This is a genomic window from Marinobacter segnicrescens, assembly GCF_900111555.1.
GTDB lineage: Bacteria > Pseudomonadota > Gammaproteobacteria > Pseudomonadales > Oleiphilaceae > Marinobacter > Marinobacter segnicrescens.
In genome coordinates this window covers 211,657-231,039 of record NZ_FOHZ01000002.1, presented here as the reverse complement: position 1 = coordinate 231,039, position 19,383 = coordinate 211,657, and the positions used below count along the sequence as shown (strand labels likewise).

Annotated in this window: 16 protein-coding genes and 1 pseudogene; 2 read left to right on the top strand and 15 right to left on the bottom strand. The window is 59.6% G+C overall.

The genetic code is table 11. The features are described 5' to 3' along the window. Positions 1-12 precede the first annotated feature (12 nt). Positions 13-774: a ParA family protein gene (locus BM036_RS03750; protein WP_091848891.1), complete on the top strand. Its 762-nt coding sequence runs from the start codon at positions 13-15 to the stop codon at positions 772-774. A gap of 40 nt (positions 775-814) precedes the next feature. Here the strand turns inward: BM036_RS03750 and BM036_RS03745 are convergent, their stop codons facing one another. From BM036_RS03745 to BM036_RS03690, 12 genes and pseudogenes are all read right to left on the bottom strand, one after another. Beyond that, positions 815-1,270, bottom strand: coding sequence for a potassium channel family protein (locus BM036_RS03745; RefSeq protein WP_091848890.1), 456 nt, complete (start codon positions 1,268-1,270; stop codon positions 815-817). A gap of 120 nt (positions 1,271-1,390) precedes the next feature. Continuing rightward, complete coding sequence (locus tag BM036_RS03740; protein WP_245742454.1) at positions 1,391-2,491, bottom strand: GGDEF domain-containing protein; 1,101 nt, start codon at positions 2,489-2,491, stop codon at positions 1,391-1,393. Between the two features lie 43 nt (positions 2,492-2,534). Next, entirely contained in the window at positions 2,535-3,686 is a 1,152-nt protein-coding gene (locus BM036_RS03735) for an AI-2E family transporter (protein ID WP_091848889.1), read from the bottom strand. Positions 3,687-3,825: 139 nt separating this feature from the next. Further along, positions 3,826-4,605: an SDR family NAD(P)-dependent oxidoreductase gene (locus BM036_RS03730; protein ID WP_091848888.1), complete on the bottom strand. Its 780-nt coding sequence runs from the start codon at positions 4,603-4,605 to the stop codon at positions 3,826-3,828. After that, positions 4,605-5,789, bottom strand: coding sequence for an acetyl-CoA C-acyltransferase (locus BM036_RS03725; protein WP_091848887.1), 1,185 nt, complete (start codon positions 5,787-5,789; stop codon positions 4,605-4,607). Before BM036_RS03725 ends, BM036_RS03730 begins: the two co-directional genes overlap by 1 nt. Positions 5,790-6,344: 555 nt before the next feature. Further along, positions 6,345-7,652: pseudogene (locus BM036_RS03720) on the bottom strand (3-hydroxyacyl-CoA dehydrogenase); the annotation flags it as partial. A gap of 268 nt (positions 7,653-7,920) precedes the next feature. Then, on the bottom strand, positions 7,921-9,720 hold the full coding sequence (locus BM036_RS03715; RefSeq protein WP_091848885.1) for an acyl-CoA dehydrogenase: 1,800 nt from the start codon (positions 9,718-9,720) through the stop codon (positions 7,921-7,923). Positions 9,721-9,774: 54 nt separating this feature from the next. Beyond that, entirely contained in the window at positions 9,775-10,473 is a 699-nt protein-coding gene (locus tag BM036_RS03710) for an ABC transporter ATP-binding protein (RefSeq protein ID WP_091848884.1), read from the bottom strand. Next, complete coding sequence (locus tag BM036_RS03705) at positions 10,473-11,228, bottom strand: ABC transporter ATP-binding protein (RefSeq protein WP_091848883.1); 756 nt, start codon at positions 11,226-11,228, stop codon at positions 10,473-10,475. Before BM036_RS03705 ends, BM036_RS03710 begins: the two co-directional genes overlap by 1 nt. After that, positions 11,225-12,496: a branched-chain amino acid ABC transporter permease gene (locus BM036_RS03700; RefSeq protein ID WP_245742452.1), complete on the bottom strand. Its 1,272-nt coding sequence runs from the start codon at positions 12,494-12,496 to the stop codon at positions 11,225-11,227. The genes BM036_RS03705 and BM036_RS03700 overlap by 4 nt, the downstream gene beginning before the upstream one ends. Before the next feature lie 35 nt (positions 12,497-12,531). Continuing rightward, a complete protein-coding gene (locus BM036_RS03695; RefSeq protein ID WP_091848881.1) occupies positions 12,532-13,476 on the bottom strand; it encodes a branched-chain amino acid ABC transporter permease in 945 nt (314 codons plus the stop codon). A 71-nt stretch (positions 13,477-13,547) separates the two neighbouring features. Continuing rightward, on the bottom strand, positions 13,548-14,807 hold the full coding sequence (locus tag BM036_RS03690) for a branched-chain amino acid ABC transporter substrate-binding protein (protein WP_091848880.1): 1,260 nt from the start codon (positions 14,805-14,807) through the stop codon (positions 13,548-13,550). 332 nt (positions 14,808-15,139) lie between these two features. Between BM036_RS03690 and BM036_RS03685 the strand changes: the two genes are divergently transcribed. After that, the gene (locus BM036_RS03685; RefSeq protein WP_091848879.1) at positions 15,140-17,122 is read left to right on the top strand and encodes an acetoacetate--CoA ligase; all 1,983 of its coding nucleotides are present in this window, start codon (positions 15,140-15,142) and stop codon (positions 17,120-17,122) included. A gap of 39 nt (positions 17,123-17,161) precedes the next feature. Here the strand turns inward: BM036_RS03685 and BM036_RS03680 are convergent, their stop codons facing one another. From BM036_RS03680 to BM036_RS03670, 3 genes are all read right to left on the bottom strand, one after another. Then, entirely contained in the window at positions 17,162-18,409 is a 1,248-nt protein-coding gene (locus tag BM036_RS03680) for an acyl-CoA dehydrogenase family protein (protein WP_091848878.1), read from the bottom strand. 98 nt (positions 18,410-18,507) lie between these two features. Then, positions 18,508-18,918: a YkvA family protein gene (locus tag BM036_RS03675; RefSeq protein ID WP_091848982.1), complete on the bottom strand. Its 411-nt coding sequence runs from the start codon at positions 18,916-18,918 to the stop codon at positions 18,508-18,510. A gap of 126 nt (positions 18,919-19,044) precedes the next feature. Further along, positions 19,045-19,380 carry a DUF5368 family protein gene (locus BM036_RS03670; RefSeq protein WP_091848877.1) on the bottom strand — a complete coding sequence of 112 codons (336 nt, stop codon included), beginning with the start codon at positions 19,378-19,380 and terminating at the stop codon, positions 19,045-19,047. Between the last annotated feature and the right edge of the window lie 3 nt (positions 19,381-19,383).

Here is a 19,383-nt window from a genome sequence, read left to right as displayed (position 1 = left end):
GAGGCTCGGTCAGTGAAGATCATTGCGTTTCATAATCTCAAGGGTGGTGTCGGTAAAACAGCCGCTGCCTCCAACATTGCCGCCCTGGCTGCGGAGTCCGGAATTCCCACCCTGCTCTGGGACCTGGACCCCCAGGGAGCGGTCAGCTGGTATTTCGGTAACACCGGTGACGGCGACGCCCGTGTGCCCAAGGCGGGCAAGCTGGTGAAGGGCAAGACGCCGATCGGCAAGACCATTGTGCCGACCGGGATTGATAACCTGGACCTGATCCCCGCGGACGTCAGTTTCCGCAATATTGACCTGCAACTGGAAAAGCACGGCGACCGCAACACCCTGGCGGACTGGCTGGAGCCCCTGGGGGAGGATTACGGCCTGGTCGTCCTGGACTGCCCGCCTTCCCTGTCGCGGCTGGCGGAACAGGTATTCCGGGTCTCGGACCGGGTGCTGGTTCCACTGGTGCCCACCTGGCTGTCACTCAACAGCTGGCACCAGATGCAGGCTTTCATTGCCGACAAGAAGGTCGATCGACGCAAGTTCTATCCGTTCTGGACCATGGTCGACCGCCGTAAAAGGCTTCACCGGCAACTGCTGGAGCAGCCCCCCAAAGAACTGGAACAACTGATGCCGGGTTACATTCCCTATGCCAGTGACGTGGAACGCATGGGTGAACTGCGCCAGCCCGTCCACTGGTTTGCGCCCCGCTCACCGGCGGCGCTGGCGTACCGGCTCCTGTGGCGTAGTTTCAGCAAGGGAAAACGGTCCCTCAACCTTTGAGCCGGTATTTGCACGGCACCGTCTACCATGCGAGATGCTACTATCGGGTAGGCCAGTACCGCTGCATTTCCATGTAGAGGAAAGAGGCGCTCCAGGTGATTAGTACCAGCCCGGCCAATGCTTCGATCCCGGTGAGATACCTCAGTGCCCCCAGCGGCTCGATGTCGCCAAAGCCCAACGTGGTAAAGGTGGTGTAGGAGAAGTACACGGCATCGATAAATGCTCCGGAGAAGTTTCCGGCAAGTTCGCCCCATCCCTTTGCGTGGTGCATGAAGTAGTACACACTCGCGAACAGCCAGACCTGGACCGTGTGGGCAATCAGTATTCCGAACACCGCCACTATGAGCCGGAAGTGTCGTGTGCGGGTGTGGTGAAGGCTTTCCAGTATCCCGCTGAGCCGGACCAGGCTCTCATGATGAATAAGCACTACGGCGACCACAATCAAGCTGTTTAACAGCGTCACGTTGATCAGGCTGGCGTGGTCAGCAAGCTCCATCCGCAGGCACTATCTCTGTTTATGAATTGAGGGCAATACCAATAGGGGTAATGTTAGCTGGTCACGGTGCTGGTGTCTGCCTGTCCGGGTGGATTGTCGGCACCAACCGAGGCCTTCCGGTCAGCGATCAGACTGAGATGATGCTGCTGCCCGGCTGGTCACTGGTGGGGGCACTACCCGGTTACGCCCCTGTTCCTTGGCCTGGTAAAGGCGGCTGTCGCCAACCGCCAGCAGGTCCTGGAGAGTTTCACCATCCACCCCCAGTTCGGCAACGCCGACGCTCAGTGATAAGGGTATGGCTTCACCGGAGTGTTCGATATTGGCTGTGGCCAGGGCCTGCCGAAGTTCTTCTGCCACCTGGCTGGCCGTGACCGTGGCGGTGTTAACCAGGATGACGCCAAACTCCTCACCGCCCAGCCGGCCTGCCAGGTCGGTGGTCCGCAGGCGACGGCGAAGCAGGTCGGCAAAGAAGATCAGGGCGCGGTCACCCGCCTCATGGCCATGGTGGTCATTCACCTGCTTGAAGTGGTCCAGGTCGATGACCAGCAGTGACAATGGCTGCCCCTCACGCACCGCACGGCTTTTTTCCCGTTCGAAGAACATCTTGATACGGGACCGGTTGGGCAACCCGGTGAGGAAGTCGGTCTGCGCCATATGCAGCAACTGGGTCTCACTGCGCTCACGGCTGACTTCGTAAACATGCGAAAACACCGTGATGCAGGCCGTCAGGACAATCATGTTGGCAACCGAGCGAGCATCCATGACGGCCGTGTCATCCATGAACCTCCACAGGAAGATAATGGCGGCGACGACGATAAACAGCAGGGAGATGGCCAGGCCTGCACGGCGACCCAGCAGAAGGTGACTCACCAGCGGGATCAGTAGTACCCAGCCGAATATGGTCACGCTGGCCGTTGGTGTGGCGAGGGCGATCATCATGGCAGTGAAGAAGGGGAAGATATACGCCAGTATCCACCGCTCCAGGTGCCGGGTCCGGTGGGCGTAGTACAGCAGGACAGCTGAGTAGAGACCCATACCCCATTCCACGCCGGCCAGGGCCCAGGTGCCTTTCATGGCATTGAGGAAGCCGAAAAGAATGCCCCCGCTGATGGTGATCCAGAGCAGGGCGACCAGTACTGCCTTGCGGTGGGGGCGGGCCAGCTGTGTGAGAGTATCCGGGTGGGCGTCCATGGGCTCTGCGATCCGGTAATTTTTGTGCATGAATTTGATCACATATTACCTGTCGTTAGAATACTCTCACCGGTTATTTTCCGAGCAACTCCCCCAGCCCCTGCAGATTCTTCACATGGTCGCACAGTGTCTTGGTCATCATCAGGATCGGCGTGGCCAGAATCAGCCCCACGGGGCCCCACAGCCAGCCCCAGAACAGAAGGCCGATGAAGATGACTACGGCGTTGAGACTGGATACCTGGCTGGTGAGCCATGGCGTCAGCAGGTAGCCCTGGATACTGGTAATCACCAGTGATGCCCCTGACACGGCAATCGCCATATCCATGGAACCGAACTGGATAAAGGCTGCTGCACCGGAACCGATAAAGACCAGAAACGGACCCAGATAGGGGATGGCACTGGCAATACCTGCCAGGACACCCCACAGAAGGGACTGTTCAACGCCAATGAACATGAATGCCAGCCAGGTGAGAACACCAACGAACACCGCGCCCAGGAACATGACGAAGATGAACCGGCGCATCTGGTAGTGGAACTCATTGAGCATGCGAGCAACCTTGCGCATGCTGTGAAAATCCGGACCGGACATGCGTACGATCTTGCGCTTGTAGAGCTTGCCGATAGCGAGTACGAAGTAGACGAGGAACAGCACGGAGAACAGCTGGGTAACCATCATGGTTCCGCCCGCCGCGCGCTCCATAAGGTAGTCCCTGAGGTTAAAGGGCTCTTCAACGACACGCACGGCTGTCGCCTGTACACGGCTGCGTTGCTCCTCCCTGGATTTGGACGCTGATTCCTCGATCTCCTTGGCTGCCTCCTGGGCTTTCTCCATCAACCCTTCAGATTTGGGCTGGCGGCTGCTCTCCCGCTCGAATTGCTGAACGGCGGCCGGGATGCGCTCCAGCATTTTCATGGCTTCGCTCTGCAAGGGCATGGCCGCCAGGGCGAGGATCGCCAGCAGGCTACTGAGTACCAGTGCGGCGCTGATCGGGCGGGGAATACGCAGACGGTCCAGTGACGAGACCACCGGGTCCAGGGCATAGCTGATCATGATGCCTGCTACCAGTGGCAACAGTACGTCCTGCGCCCAGTCGAGGAAAACGATCAAGCCCATGCCGGCAATAAGCACGGGGGCGATGTGGGCGAAGTTGATGGCATTGGCCGCAACGGACCTGCCTTTCTGATCGTCGCCGGATGGCGGGGTGTTTCCTGGATGACTCTGCATTCCATCCCTGCTCTGGTGGGTGATCCGTCCCTACATGATGGCAACGGGTTGCCCGGGGGTACAGAAAAGAGCGGAGGGATTAATGGTTTCGTAAGGTTGATGGGGAGGATTCCGGCCACGAGAGCGTGGCCGGAATGGTTTACAGCGGGTTGACCACGTGGCCGCCATCCACTGTGACCACAGAGCCAGTCATGAACTGACCGGCATCACTGGCGAGCAACAGCATGGCGCCGTTAAGCTCGTCGAGCTGGCCGAGACGGCGCATGGGTACGCCTTTCTGAATAAACTCCTGACCCTGGTCGGTGTCGAAGAAGTCTTCGTTGATCTCGGTGCGGAAGTAACCCGGTGCGATAGCATTGACCCGGATTTTGTAGCGGGCCAGTTCCATACCGAGAGACTTGGTGAGCTGCACCACGGCCGCCTTGGAGGTGGCATAGTGGCTCAGCCCCTTGCCCACACGGAGGCCAAGAATCGACGCGATATTGACGATGCTGCCGGACTTGCCGGCCTTCGCCATGCGCTGGCCGGCGCACTGTGCGACACGCCAGACGCCATCCAGGTTGGTGCCCAGCATGAAACGCCAGTCCTCTTCGCTGATTTCCAGCGCCCGGGCGGCACCGCCGACACCGGCGTTGTTGAGTACCACGTCCACCACGCCGAAGGCTTCCTCGGCGGCGTCGAAGGCGGCTTCGACGCTGTCGCGGGAGGTAACATCCATGGCAACGGCGAGGACATCGCCACCATTGCCACGAATGTCGTCAGCGAGCTGATTGAGTTTTTCTACCCTGCGAGCGCCGATGACAACACGGGCGCCTACCTGGCTGCAGATACGGGCAAAGTGTGCGCCAAGGCCACTGGAAGCACCAGTGACCATGACGGTTTTGCCCTTGAGCGAGAATGCATCAAGGGGATGGCTCATTACAGCACCTCGAACAGACCAGCTGCGCCCATACCGCCGCCGACACACATGGTAACGACCACGTATTTGACGCCACGACGCTTACCTTCCAGCAGCGCGTGACCTACCATCCGGGCACCACTCATGCCGTAGGGATGACCGATGGAGATGGCGCCACCGTTGACGTTCAGGCGCTCATCGGGGATACCCAGCTTGTCGCGGCAGTACAGCACCTGTACGGCGAAGGCTTCGTTCAGCTCCCACAGGCCGATATCGTCCACTTTCAGGCCATGTTGCTTGAGCAGCTTGGGTACGGCGTAGACCGGGCCGATACCCATTTCTTCGGGCTTGAGGCCCGCGACGGCCATGCCACGGTAGGCACCCAGGGGCTGCAGGCCACGCTGTTCGGCCAGCTTGGAGTCCATCAGCACGCAGGCGCTGGCGCCATCGGAGAGCTGGCTGGCGTTGCCGGCAGTGATGCAGCCGCCTTCGATGACCGGGTTGAGGCCTGCCAGGCCTTCCAGCTGTGTGGACGGACGGTTGCCTTCGTCCTTGTCGAGGGTGGCTTCTTCGTAGGTGACTTCCTTGGTTTCCTTGTTCATCACCGCCTTTGTGGTGGTGACCGGTACAATTTCGTCATCGTACAGGCCCTTTTCCTGGGCGACAGCGGTGCGCTGCTGGGACTGAAGCGCATATTCGTCCTGGGCCTCACGGCTGATGCCGTAGACCTTGGCCACGTTCTCCGCGGTTTCCAGCATTGGCATGTAGGCGTGAGCCGCATGTTTGATGACGGTCTCGTCACGCTCGCTGGCCATCCACTCGAAGTTCTTCTGCTGAACCAGGGAAATGTTCTCGTGTCCGGCGCCAATGGCGACGTCCTGGCCGTCATACATGATCTGCTTGGCGGCGGTCGCGATTGCCATCAGGCCAGAGGCGCACTGACGATCGATGGTCATGCCGCTGACGGTCAGGGGCAGCCCTGAGGCCAATGCTGCCAGGCGTCCCAGGTTCATACCGGCAGTGCCGCCTTGCATGGCGGTACCCATCACCAGGTCTTCGATTTCTGCCGGATCGACCTTGGCGCGCTCAACGGCAGCCTTGATGGCGAAGGAGGCCATGGTGGGCGATTTGGTGTTGTTGAACAGACCCCGGAAGGCTTTGCCAATGGGGGTACGTGCGGTGGATACGATGACTGCTTCTCTCATGATCTCTTCCTCTTGGTGTTTATCAGGTATCACGCCCGGACGACATTAAACCGGGTTGAATTTGTTAGCGTTCACGGAGCAAGCCCGGGTCCTGCACGGAGTCGATCGACCGGCGGGACAGGCTTTCGCAGCAGCGCCATGGATGGCGCGGAGCAAGGCGGGTGCCATGGATGGCCCCTGAATTGCGGCGGAGAAAGCATGTCCCGGCGGGCGAGCGACGGTTTAGCTGGTTACTCCTTTAATCAGGTCTACCCGCGTGCCTTTGAGCTGTTCCGCAGGCCGATGCCCCAGCCTGTTAATTGCGGTGCCTGGCCTCCCGGTGGGGGTACTTCCTCCGCTGCAATTCACGGCCCGTCCTGGACCGACCTTGCACCGGGCTGGTCCGGCCCACCATCACAGATGGCGGTCGTTCGCCTGCGCATGAAGCTGCGCTTCATAAACGCTTGTCTCACCCATGGCCCTGCTGCGGAAGTACCCCCACCGGAAGTCCGTGTGAACTCCGTGCTGTCCGCCTTTAAAACTTTTTTGGTTACCCTGCCAGATCGTTTTTCAGCTTCAGACTTTTTCGATCTTTGTCTTGCCTTCCGCAACCAGCTTTTCCAACAGCGGCGCCGGCTCAAACCACATTGTGCCGTAATCACCCAGGGTATCGCGATAGTGACGGATGGTATCGAGGATCTTCTCCAACCCGATCTGCTCGGCGTAATGCATGGGACCACCCAGCCAGGCCGGAAAGCCGTAACCGTTGATCCACACCAGGTCGATATCACCACTGCGCAGGGCAATGCCCTCGTCCAGAATCTGGATACCCTCGTTGATCAGCATGTACAGACAGCGATCATGGATTTCCTCGTTGCTGATTTCCCGGCGCTCGATGCCCAGGTCAGTGGCGATCTTCTGGGCCAGCTCGAGGACCTCGGGATCTTCTTTCTTTTCCCGGTCTTCATAGATATAGAACCCGCGACCGGTCTTCTGACCGTAACGGCCCAGGTGATAGAGCTCGTCCGCCAGTTTGCAGTAGCCCGGGTCCTGGCTGATTTCATCCCGGCGGGATTCCCGTACCAGGTAGCCCACGTCGATACCGGCCAGGTCGTACATGGACAGTACACCCATGGCCAGGCCGGTGGAGGTCATCACGCCGTCCACCTGGGCCGGGGTGGCGCCTTCCAGTATCAGGCGGTGGGCTTCACGGGCGTAAGGCTCGAGCATGCGGTTGCCGATAAAGCCGAAGCATACCCCGGAAACCACCGCTACCTTTTTGATGGTCTTTGCCATATCCAGGCAGGTGGCCAGCACATCGTCAGCGGTTTTCTCGCCCCGAACGATTTCCAGCAACCGCATCACGTTAGCCGGGCTGAAGAAGTGCAGGCCGATCACGTCCTGGGGGCGGTTGGTGGATGCGGCGATCTCGTCCACGTCCAGGGTGGAGGTGTTGGAGGCCAGGATGGCGCCGGGCTTGCACACCTTGTCGAGGGTGCCGAACACCTGTTTCTTGACGTTCATGCTCTCGAAGACGGCTTCGATCACCAGGTCGACATCACCCAGGTCGTCGTAGCTGAGGGTGCCGGAGAGCAGGGCCATGCGCTGGTCCATTTCCTCTTGGCTCAGTTTGCCCTTACTGACGGTGCGCTGGTAGTTCTTGCGGATGATGTCCAGGCCCTTGTCCAGGGCTTCCTGCTTGAGCTCCAGCATTACTACCGGGATGCCGGCATTGGCATAGTTCATGGCAATGCCGCCGCCCATGGTACCGGCGCCGATAACGGCCACTTTCCTGATGGGGCGCAACTGGATATCCGGGCTGATGCCGGGGATGTCGCTCGCGACTTTCTCGGCCTGTTTTACATGGTCCAGGGCTTGCTGTTGTTCCGGGGTGTAGTGGTCTTGGGGGCTTGTCATTGCTTACTGCTCCAGTGGCGTAGTTTGGAGTTTGAATATCGGGATTTCGGGGAAGGCAAGCCGGCGGGCATGGCTTTCCGGGACACGCCGTGAATACATCCATGTAGGCTCTTCAAAAACGTCCATGTTTTTGAAGGTCCCGGAAAGCCACACCCGCCACCTTGCTTCAGGCTTTCGGGTAACCGCCTTGGGGCATGATCAGGCTCCGGAAGGCAAACTCAAAACCTGGCGAACATCAGAACCAGTCGTTCTGCATATCCAGGTTGTCGCGGTTACCGTTAGCCAGTAGCCGGGCGTAGCCGTCGAGCGGAGCCAGTTCCCAGTTCATGAAATAGCGGGCCGCATGGACCTTGCCCTGGTAGAACTGCTCCTCCGAACCGGATGCGCCGGCAGCGAGGGCCTTCTCGGCCGCCATGGCCTGCTTGAGCCAGATCCAGCCCACCAGTACCTTGCCAAACATGTCCAGGTACATGGTGGCGTTGGACAGGCCGTGGTCCGGGTCGGCCGCCAGTTGCTTCTGAAGGTCAGAGGTTACCGATTTCAGGGTGTCCAGTGCTTGTGTCAGCTGGCTGGCCAGTGGCCCGCAGGTGTCCAGGTTGGCGGCTTCATCCAGCGTTGCCTGGATGCGACGCTGGAATTCGGCGTAGCCGTCACCGCCCTTCGGTCCCAGTTTGCGACCCAGCAGGTCGATGCCCTGGATGCCTTCCGTACCCTCGTGGATGGGGTTCAGGCGGTTGTCCCGGTAAAGCTGCTCAAGCGGGTATTCCCGGGTATAGCCGGCGCCACCGAGAACCTGGATGCCGAGGTCCGAGGCGATGACTCCGTACTTGGACGGCCAGGTCTTGACCATGGGGGTGATCAGGTCAAGCAGTTCAGCGGCAGCTTTGCGTTCGCTTTCATCTTTTGCGGTGTGGGCGTCTTCCACCAGTGTGCTGGCGTAGAGGCAAAGGGCCAGGCTGCCTTCGGCGTAGGCCTTCTGCATCAGCAGCATGCGGCGCACGTCCGCGTGTTCGACGATCTTGACCTGGGGTGCGTCCGGGTTCTTGTTGCCGGGCAGGCGGCCCTGTGGACGGTCGCGGGCGTAGTCCAGGGCTTCCAGGTAGCTCTGGTAACCCATGGCGGCAGCGCCCAGCCCGACACCAATGCGGGCTTCGTTCATCATCTGGAACATGTAGCCCAGGCCCTTGTTGGGCTCGCCCACCAGGTAGCCGACGGCACCGTCTTTCTCGCCAAAGTTCAGTACGGTGGACGTGGTGTTCCGGTAGCCCATCTTGTGCAGCAGGCCAGCAAGTGCGACATCGTTGCGGTCGCCCCGGGTGCCGTCGTCGTTGACGTGGAACTTGGGTACCAGGAACAGGGAGATGCCGCGAACACCGGCTGGTGCGCCCTCGATGCGGGCCAGCACCATGTGGACGATGTTGTCGGTCAGCTCATGGTCGCCACCGGAGATGTACATCTTGTTGCCGAACAGTCGATAGCTGCCGTCATCGGCCGGCTTCGCCATGGTTCGCAGATCGCCGAGGGCAGAGCCCTGGCCTGGCTCGGTCAGTGCCATGGTGCCGCTGTAACGGCCATCGAGCATGGACGGCAGGTACTTGCCTTTCAGCTCGTCGCTGCCAAAGCTCTTGAGCAGGTTGGCGGCGCCGATGGTGAGAAACGAATAGGCGGTGCTGGAGACGTTGGCGGCGTTGAAATAGGCCATGCTGGCCCGCAGCACCACTTCCGGCAGCTGTGAGCCGCCGTCGTCGAAGTCGTGGTGGGATGCCAGGAAACCGGCTTCGGCGAAGGCATTCCAGGCCGGCTGGGTTTCCGGAATCAGGGTAACCTTTTCGCCGTCGAACGTGGGTTCGTTGGCATCACCCTTTTGATTGTGGGGCGCGAAATACTCGGCAGCGATATCCCGTGCGGTGTTGAGCGTGGCATCGAAAATGGCACGGTCATGCTCCGCGTAGCGGGGCCGTTGCAGCAGGGATTCGGTGTCGAGGACTTCGTAGAGTTGGAATTCGAGATCGCGATCGTTAAGCAGTTTTGCCATTGACAGTTTCCGGGGCGGCCCACCCGGGGCAAGTTGCTCCGGGTGGGCTGCTTCCTAGACCTCCAGCCATTCTTTGCGGATTTCGGGGTTGTTTTTCAGCTCTTCAGGTGTGCCTTCGTAGACAATATTCCCGTCACCCATGATGTAGATGCGGTCAGCGATGTCCAGGGCGATGGAGAGCTTCTGCTCTACCAGAAGTACCGCCAGGCCATCTTCTGCCATCTGTTTGAGGATGGCAGCTACATCGGCGACGACCTTGGGTGCGAGGCCCTCGGTGGGTTCGTCCACAAGTATGCACTGGGGGTCGCCCATCAGGGCGCGGAACATGCTGAGCATCTGCTGCTCACCACCGGACAGCACCTCTGCCGGGGTATGCTCGCGCTCCTTCAGGCGGGGGAACCACTCGTAGACCTTGTCGAGGGTCCACTTCTCACCGGTCTGGCCCTTTTTCTTCATGCCAAGTTCGAGGTTCTGTACCACCGAGAGGCCCGGGAAAATCGCCCGGTCTTCGGGGACATAGCCAATGCCGGCGTGGGCAATCTCATGGGATTGCTTGCCACTGATGGTCTTGCCATCGAACTCGATATGTCCCACCGGCGGTACCAGGCCCATAACGGCCTTGCACAGGGTTGAGCGCCCGACCCCGTTACGGCCCAGCAGGCTGACAATTTCCCCACGGTTAACGGTCATGTTGGCGCCACGAAGCACGTGGCTCTTGCCATAGTAGGCGTGTAAATCCTGGATCTTGAGCATCAGTGGACCTCCGTACCGAGATAGGCTTCCTGAACGGCCGCGTTGTTGCGGATTTCTTCCGGGGTGCCGGTGGCGATGATTTCGCCATACACCAGTACGGAAATGCGGTCTGCCAGTTCGAAGACCACGCTCAGGTCGTGCTCTACCACCACCAGGGTGTTTTCGCCGGTCATACGCTGGATCAGCTGAATGACGTCGTTGGCTTCGGTACGGCTCATGCCCGCCGTGGGCTCGTCCAGCAGGATCACCTTGGCACCAGAAGCAACGGTACAGCCGATCTCCAGTGACCGTTGCTGGGCGTAGGTGAGCAGGGACGCCGGAATCTCGGCCTGCTCGGTCAGGTTCAGGCGCTCGGCCAGTTCGTAGGCCCGATCCGTCACCGCCTGCTGGCCCATGACGCTCTTCCAGAAGGCGTATTTATGACCTTCCGACCAGAGCAGCGAGCAACGCAGGTTCTCCATAACCGTCATGTTCTGGAACAGGTTGGTTACCTGGAAGCTGCGGCTCAGGCCCATGCGGTTGACCTTGTGGGCCGGCAGGTTGTGAATATCGTTACCGAACAGCTTGATAGAGCCGTCGGAAACCTTCATCCGTCCACTGATCAGGTTGAACATGGTGGACTTGCCGGCACCATTGGGGCCGATGATCACGTGGCGTTCGTGTTCATGAACCTCGAGGTTCAGACCGCGGATGATCTCGGCGCGCCCGAAGTTCTTCTTTACGCCCTTGAGTTCGAGTGCGTTACGGGTAGTCATGCCTTACCTCCGTCTGACTTGGCGCCGAGTTTACGCTTGAGCATCGGGTTGCCGTGGAACAGCATCAGCCCGAAACCGATGATGGCGATACCAAAGGACACCAGCCAGGGCAGGGCGTTGGTTGCATCAACGGTGACACCCATCAGGGCGAAGGGAGCGCTCGGATCCCAGCTACGGAAGTAGTGGTAGGCCAGCTCGATCACGCAGACCAGTCCAAATATGCCTACCAGGCCGGTCAGCAGGATATACAGCCGGGCACCGGTGTTGCCTTTCCAGCCGCCCGCTTTCCAGTTGAGGTACTGGGTATGGACGATACCCACAAGGCCCATGGGGGCAAACATGACGATGGCGATGAACATCAGGCCGAAATACAGCACCCAGGCCTCGGTGTAGGCGGAGAGGGAGCTCTCAAGGAAAGTCACCAGCGTTCCACCCACGATCGGGCCGATGAAGTAGCCGATGCCACCGATATAGGTGCCCAGCAATACAGCACCTGACGTGAGTGCGTTCACAGCTTCGTCGTTGACGATCTCGTCGGTGATCACGAAAAGGCCACCGGCAAGGCCGGCAAACATCGCTGACAAGGCAAACTGGATGAAGCGCACGATGGTGGGGTCATAACCCACGAACTGGGCCCGTTCCGGGTTATCCCGGACGGCGTTCGCCATCCAGCCCAGCGGCGTCTTCTTGAGCAGGTAGATCAGGATGGCTGCAATCATTGCCCAGGCCACCACCAGGAAGTACACGTTACGGCTGGGGGCGTAGTCCACGCCAAACAGCGACGGCGCTTCGTCCCGGTAGCCGAACAGGCCTGCCTCGCCACCGAAGAAATCGGTGAACATCAGCGAGCTGGAGTGCACCAGGGCGCCCAGGCCCAGGGTGATCATCGCAAAGACGACGCCGGCCCGGCGAACCGAGAAGGTGCCGAAGATAATGCCGAAAAACAGGCCGGCACCGGCGCCCACCAGGGGAAGCAGTTCAATGGGCAGGCCTTCGCCGCCGGCATCATTGATGCTGCGTAGCAGGTGCATGGCCACGTAGGCGCCGAGGCCATAGTAGACCGCGTGCCCGAAGGACAGCAGGCCGGTATTGCCCAGCAGCATGTTATAGGACAGGGCAAAGATAATCGCCACGCCCATATGGCTGAGCAGGTTGATGGCATGACCCGAATCAAAGAGGAAGGGCAGCACGATCGCCACAAGCGGTACGACCACCCAGGGCCATAACTTCAGCAGGTTAGTGCTTCCTGCTGCGGTATTGGTAGCCATAGATTTGGTTTCCTGTTGCGTTGTTGTTGTGGTTGTCATGCTTCACGCTTCCCGAACAGGCCACGGGGTCTGAAGATCAGGGTCAGTACCAGCAGCAGGAACGGAAGTACGGGGGCAATACGGGTAGCTTCCATATGCCAGAGCACACCGAAGAAGCCGGAATTCTCGATGCCCAGCGTGCCAATGCTGTCGGCCAGGGAGAAGTTCACTGACAGGAAGAAGGTCTGCAGGATGCCGATGATCAGGGAGGCGACCAGTGCCCCGGGAACCGAGCCCAGGCCCCCAAGCACCACCACAACGAAGACAATCGGGCCCATCATGAACGCCATGCCGGGGTCGGTGACAAAGTGAATGCCGCCGACGACGCCGCCAAGGCCAGCCAGGGCACAGCCAAAGGCGAATACGAGGGTAAAGACCATGGGTACGTTATGACCCAGTGCGCCAACCATATCCGGACGGGACAGGGCGCCCTGGATAATCAGGCCGGCACGGGTTTTCTTGATCAGGGCCCAGAGCCCGACAAACATGGCGACGGCAACCAGCAGGATAAAGACCTTGAACCAGGAATAATCCAGGCCGAACATGGTGAATGCGGTGGTGTTCAGGGCGGCAGGGGCCTTGTAGGCAACCGGCACGGTACCCCAGAACAGGGCAACCAGTTCCTCGATCACATAGGCCAGGCCAAAGGTGAAGAGCAGTTCCGGTACATGACCATACTGGTGAACCCGGCGCAGGCCATAGCGTTCAACCAGGGCGCCCATGGCGCCGACGGCAATCGGGGCGAGGAACAGTGCCACCCAGAAGCCGGTTCCCAGGCCAAAGGTATAGGCGAAATAGGCACCCAGCATATAGAAGCTGGCATGAGCAAAGTTCAAGACACCCATCATCCCGAAGATCAGGGTCAGGCCGCTGGACATCATGAACAGCAGCGTACCGTAGAGCACGCCATTGAAAATCGAATAAGCGATGGTTTCGAGCATGGTGAGACGAATCCTGGTTTATTTTTCTGAAAAGCTCCGGTGGCATTGCGCCACCGGAGTATGGCTGGGGCTTACGGACGTCTCATGTCGCAGGTGGTATCAACCGTAGCCTGTTCAACAGGGATGTTGGCCACGGTACGGAAGCCGACACCAGAGTTGTCAGCATCGTACTTGGCGTTGGTGTCCATCACGGACATGTACATGGGCTGCAGGATCTGGTGATCCTGGGCACGCATGGTGATGGTGCCAGTCTGGGACTCGAATTCCATGCCTTCCAGCGCCCGGGCGATGGCGTCGATATCCTCGGCGTTGCCCACTTCCTCGATGGCTGCTTTCAGCATGTGCATCTGATTGTAGATGCGGTGATAGTACCAGTCGATTTCCGGGTAGCGTTCCTTGAACTCCTGGAACCACTTCTCGTACTCGGTGAGGCCCTCGTCGACGTTCACGTCTGCATGCCATTCGGTGATCTGGTAAAGGATACCTTCACCACGGGGGCCAACGGCTGCCGGAGTACCCAGGCCACCGCCATAGTATGTGTAGATGTTCACGTCCAGGCCGGCGCTGTCGATGGCGCGTACCAGCAGGGACAGATCGTTACCCCAGTTGCCGGATACCACGGTATCGGCACCGGATTGCTGGATGCGGGAGATGTACGGGGAGAAGTCCCGAACCTGGGCGATCGGGTGCAGTACGTCGCCGACGATTTCAGCCTCGATGCCCTTCTCGTCCACCAGCTCCTTCATGCGCTTGGAGATGAACTGCCCGTGAGAGTAGTCCTGGTTGATCAGGAAGATCTTGTCGATTTCATCATCGCGAGACTTCATGTAGTTGGACAGTGCTTCGAGCTTGATGTCGGAAGCGGCATCAAAACGGAAGTGGTAGAAGCTGCAGCGCTCATTGGTGAGGGCCGGGTCCACTGCGGCGTAGTTCAGGTAAAGTACCTTGTTGTCTTCGTTACGGCGGTTGTTGCGATCCACCGCCTCGACCATGGCGCCGGCCACGTTGGAGCCGTTGCCCTGGGTGACAAAGTTGATGCCTTCATCGATGGAGCGTTGAACCAGCTGTACTGACTCAGAGGGGCTCTGCTTGTTGTCCATGGCGACGATTTCGATATCGCGGCCGAGGATGCCACCCTGCTCGTTCATTTTTTCAGCGGCAAAGCGGAAATGCTTGAGGCCGGCGTCACCCACGTTGGCGAAGGGGCCGGAGAGCGGTTCAATGTAGGAGATCCGGATCGGACCTTCCTGGGCGTAGGTGATGGATGAAATGGCCATGGAAAGGCCGATCATGGTGCCGGTGAACAGTCCGGTCTTCTTGTTTCGTAGCATGATTTTCTCCTGATATTCGCTGCCAACACGGCAGCTGTCTTCTTGTATTTGTTTCTGAGTGGTTCAGACTGTATAGCGAGCGCTTGTTCTATTCAATCTGGACTTTCATTATTTTTTACTATGAAAATACCTCCTGAAATTGGTGAACGATTCAGGCAGTTGCGTTTTGCCCCTCGAATCAAAGGTATAGTTGATTTACTCAATCAGTTCAACCGGTAAATTCGCGTTTACCGGATTTTTACTGTAGCCGGCGACGCCAGAAAATCACAGTGAGATGAAAGCAACCTGTGCCCCGGGCAAGCTCACGATAACCAACAACAATGGAGATAGCCATGACAGACCAGACCCCCGAATGCCTCTGGCAACCCGACCAGGCCCGTATCGAACGTAGCCGCATGCATGATTTTATGCAGTGGCTGACGGACAACAAGGGCCTGACCTTCGATAACTATAATTCGCTCTGGCAGTGGTCAGTGGATCACCTGGAAGAGTTCTGGGCTGCCTTCTGGGACTATTTCGATATCCGCCATTCCGCGCCCTACTCCAGCGTGCTCAGCGACTACAGGATGCCGGGCGCTACCTGGTTTGACGGCGCACGAATGAACATGATCGAGCAGGCCTTCCGTTACCATGAAGATGAACCCGGGCGCCCCGCGATCATTTCCCGCTCCGAGATCCGTGAGCTGCAGGAGCTATCCTGGGGTGATCTCAAGAAACAGGTCGCTTCCTTCGCCCATGCCCTGCGCCAGATGGGTGTAAAGTCCGGCGATCGCGTGGTGGCCTATCTGCCGAATATTCCTGAAACGGTTGTCGCCTTCTATGCGTGTGCCAGCATCGGTGCCATCTGGTCGAGCTGCTCGCCGGATATGGGCACCCGTAGCGTGATTGACCGGTTCCGTCAGATCGATCCCAAGGTCATGATTGCGGTAGACGGCTATCGCTATGGCGGCAAGGATTTCAGTCGCATGGATGTTGTGAAGCAGCTGCGGGAGGAATTGCCCACCCTGGAGCAGGTGGTGCTGTTGCCTTACCTGGACGCCGGGGCGGCCCTGGAAAACAGTGTGGCCTGGTCAGATATGCTGGCCCATGACGAGCCCATGAGCTTCGAGCAGCTGCCCTTTGACCATCCCCTGTGGGTGGTTTATTCCTCCGGCACCACCGGCATGCCCAAGCCCATTGTGCACAGCCATGGCGGCGCCCTGCTGGAAGGGCTGCAGGGCCAGGGCCTGCACATGGACCTGCAGCCGGATGACCGGTACCTGTGGTTCACCACGACGGGCTGGATCATGTGGAATGCCCAGATCGGCGGCTTGCTGCTGGGATCCACCATCTGCATCTACGACGGCAATCCCGGCTATCCGGATCTGGGTACCCTGTGGCGATTTGCCGGGGAGGCGGGCGTAACCTTCTTCGGCGCCGGTGCTGCGTACTTCCTCAACTGCAAGAAGGCAGAGATTCACCCGCGGGAGTATGCGGATCTCAGTGGAATTCACTCTGTCGGCTCCACCGGCTCGCCGCTGCCGGATGAAGGTTACAAGTGGATCATGAACGAGATCGGTAACAACGTGCTGGTGGCACCCATCAGCGGTGGTACCGACGTCGCCGCTTTCTATGTCGGCTGTAACCCCATCATGCCGGTGTACGCCGGTGAGATGCAGTGTCGCACCCTGGGTACAGCCGTGTATGCCTTTGATGAAGACGGTAAGCCGCTGGAAGACGAGGTGGGTGAGCTGGTTGTCACCAAGCCCATGCCTTCCATGCCCCTCTACTTCTGGGGTGATGAAGGTGGCCATCGCTATCATGACAGCTACTTCGATACCTATCCGGGGATCTGGCGTCACGGTGACTGGATTCGCATTACGCCACGGGGTGGCGCCATCATCTATGGCCGTTCGGACACCACCATCAACCGCCAGGGCGTGCGTATGGGCACCGGTGAAATCTACCGGGTGGTGGAAGAGATTCCGGAAGTGATGGATTCGCTGATTGTTGACCTGGAATACCTGGGTCGGGAGTCCTACATGCCACTGTTTGTGGTGTTACGTGAAGGTGTCACCCTGGACGATGACCTGAAAGGGCGAATCCGCGCGGCCATCCGGGACAACCTGTCAGCCCGTCACGTGCCCAATGAGATCATCCCGACAGCGGAGATTCCCTACACGCTGACCGGCAAGAAAATGGAGCTGCCCATCCGCAAGCTGTTGCTCGGCAAGCCCCTGTCCCAGGTGGCGAGTCCGGATGCCATGGCTAACCCGGGCAGCCTGGATTTCTACATCCGCTTTGCCGAGGAAAGGGGAACAGCGCCAGCAGAGTGAGGCTGACTGGCAGCGATCCCCTGACAGGGCATCAGAGGCTCAGCGGAGGTTGTAGTAAGCCGCCGTTGAGCCCCGGTGCTCCTTGGCCTTCTCGATTTCAGCCCGGGCCACGGTACGCAGGTGCACCTCATCCGGGCCGTCGAGGAAGCGCAGGGCCCTTCCCCAGGTCCACAGGTAGGCGAGGGGAGTGTCTGGTGTCAGGCCCATGGCACCGAACACCTGCATCGCCCGGTCCACGACACGGGTCTGAAGGCGCGCGGCCACCAGTTTGATGGCGGATACGTCCACTCTCGCTGCCTGGTTGCCGTACTGATCCATCTTCCAGGCCGCCTGTAACACCAGCAGGCGGGCCTGGTCGATTTCCAGTCGTGACTCCGCAATCCAGTCCCGCACGTTTTCGAACTCACTGAGGAACTTGCCGAAGGTGCGGCGCTCCAGCGCTCGCTCAGTCATCATTTCCAGTGCCAGTTCACACTGCCCGATGGTACGCATGCAGTGATGCACCCGGCCGGGTCCCAGGCGTGCCTGGGCCATGGCAAAGCCTTCGCCGGGTTTGCCCAGCAGGTTCTTCGCCGGGACCCGCACGTTGCGGAAGGCGATCTCGCAATGTCCCTCTGGGGAGTGGTGCTGCATGATGGGAATGTTGCGGACAACCTCAAGGCCGGGGGCGTCCATGGGCACGATGACCATGGAGTGCTCGTGGTGGCGGCTGTCACCGGGGCCGTCATCGCAACGGCCCAGTACGATTGCAAAGCGGCAGTTGGGGTGATTGGCGCCGGTAATGAACCATTTACGGCCATCCACCACATACTCGTCACCGTCGCGCCGGATGGTCGTGCTGATATTGGTGGCGTCGGAGGAGGCCGTGTCCGGCTCGCTCATGGCGAAACAGGAGCGAATGGTGCCGTCAAGCTGGGGTTTCAGCCAGGTCTCGTACTGCTCATCGGTCGCGAACCGATGCAGCAGTTCCATATTGCCGGTGTCCGGGGCGCTGCAGTTGAATAGTTCGGCGGCCCATGGCAGCCGGCCCATGATTTCGGCCAGTGGGGCGTAGTCGAGGTTGGACATGGGGGTGCCCGGTTCGTGTTCTTTCAGCTCTGGCAGAAACAGGTTCCAGAGGCCGTCTTCCCGGGCCTGGGCCTTGATGGGCTCGATAATATCCAGCGGATAGACGCCGTCCTCGGCGCTGCGCAACCAGTCGCTGTTGCGGGGCAGTACGTGTTTTTTCATGAATCGCCGCATCAGGTCCTGGACCTGGCGGGCGTCTTCCGAATAATCAAAATCCATGGCGGGCCCTGATAATTGTTGGACGATGGCTGACACTGATGTGCGTTCACCCTACGCCATGGCGCCGGTCAGGACGTTGATGCACATCAAACCGGCTTTCAGGCGCGGGCAGCCGCCTCGGCGTCCAACTCCTTCCAGGCAGCGTAGCGGTGCAGGTCCGATTCCACCATTTTCAGGCACAGGGCCACCACGCCGGCATCGTCCAGCAGCCCAAAGCCGATCAGCACATCGGGAATCAGGTCAAGGGGGTTCAGTACATAGAGCAGGGCGCCGGCTATGGCCGCCACGCTTTTCCAGGGAATCTGTCTGTACCGGCCGTTCCAGTAATCCCGTAGCAGCGAAAACATCAGGCGGATATCCGTGGAAAACCGCTCAAGCTTGCCCCCGGCCTGCACCTTGGCCTCGATCTTTTTCTGCCGTTCCAGCAGGGCTTCGATGTCGTCCCGGTTTACCTTGCTGCTTTCCCGGTCAAGTTCCTCCCGGGCGCGCTCCTGGCTGATGGCTGCCATGGCATCCTCGTGTTTGCTGGAATTCATGTCGGTTGCCCCCCACCGCTCAGCCTTGCTGGTCGGTCAGGGGGCTGTCCGATGATTCTAGCACCTGGCTGCCACAGGGGAATACGACCGCTGGCCCCGTCAGTGACGGGCGCGCAGCAGATAGCTCAGGGGATGGAACACCAACAGGGCAAAAATGGCGACGCCGATAATCGCGGCGATCATCACGACCCAGTCAAAGGTCGTGGCAACGTAGGCCAGTTGCGAGTGGGTAAATGCGGGTATCCAGGCCAGACCTGACAGGCCGGCAACGAGGGCGAGCCCGTTGGCGACGGCACTTTTGTGTCGAAGGTAACGATAGCCGCCCAGACGGGCGATCAGCTGGGCCCCCAGCAGTACCACAGCGGCCAGGACGATCAGCCACAGGTAGGGGGCAAGGGCATACTGAACAATGGTGAGAATGCTGGCAATGGTCATGAT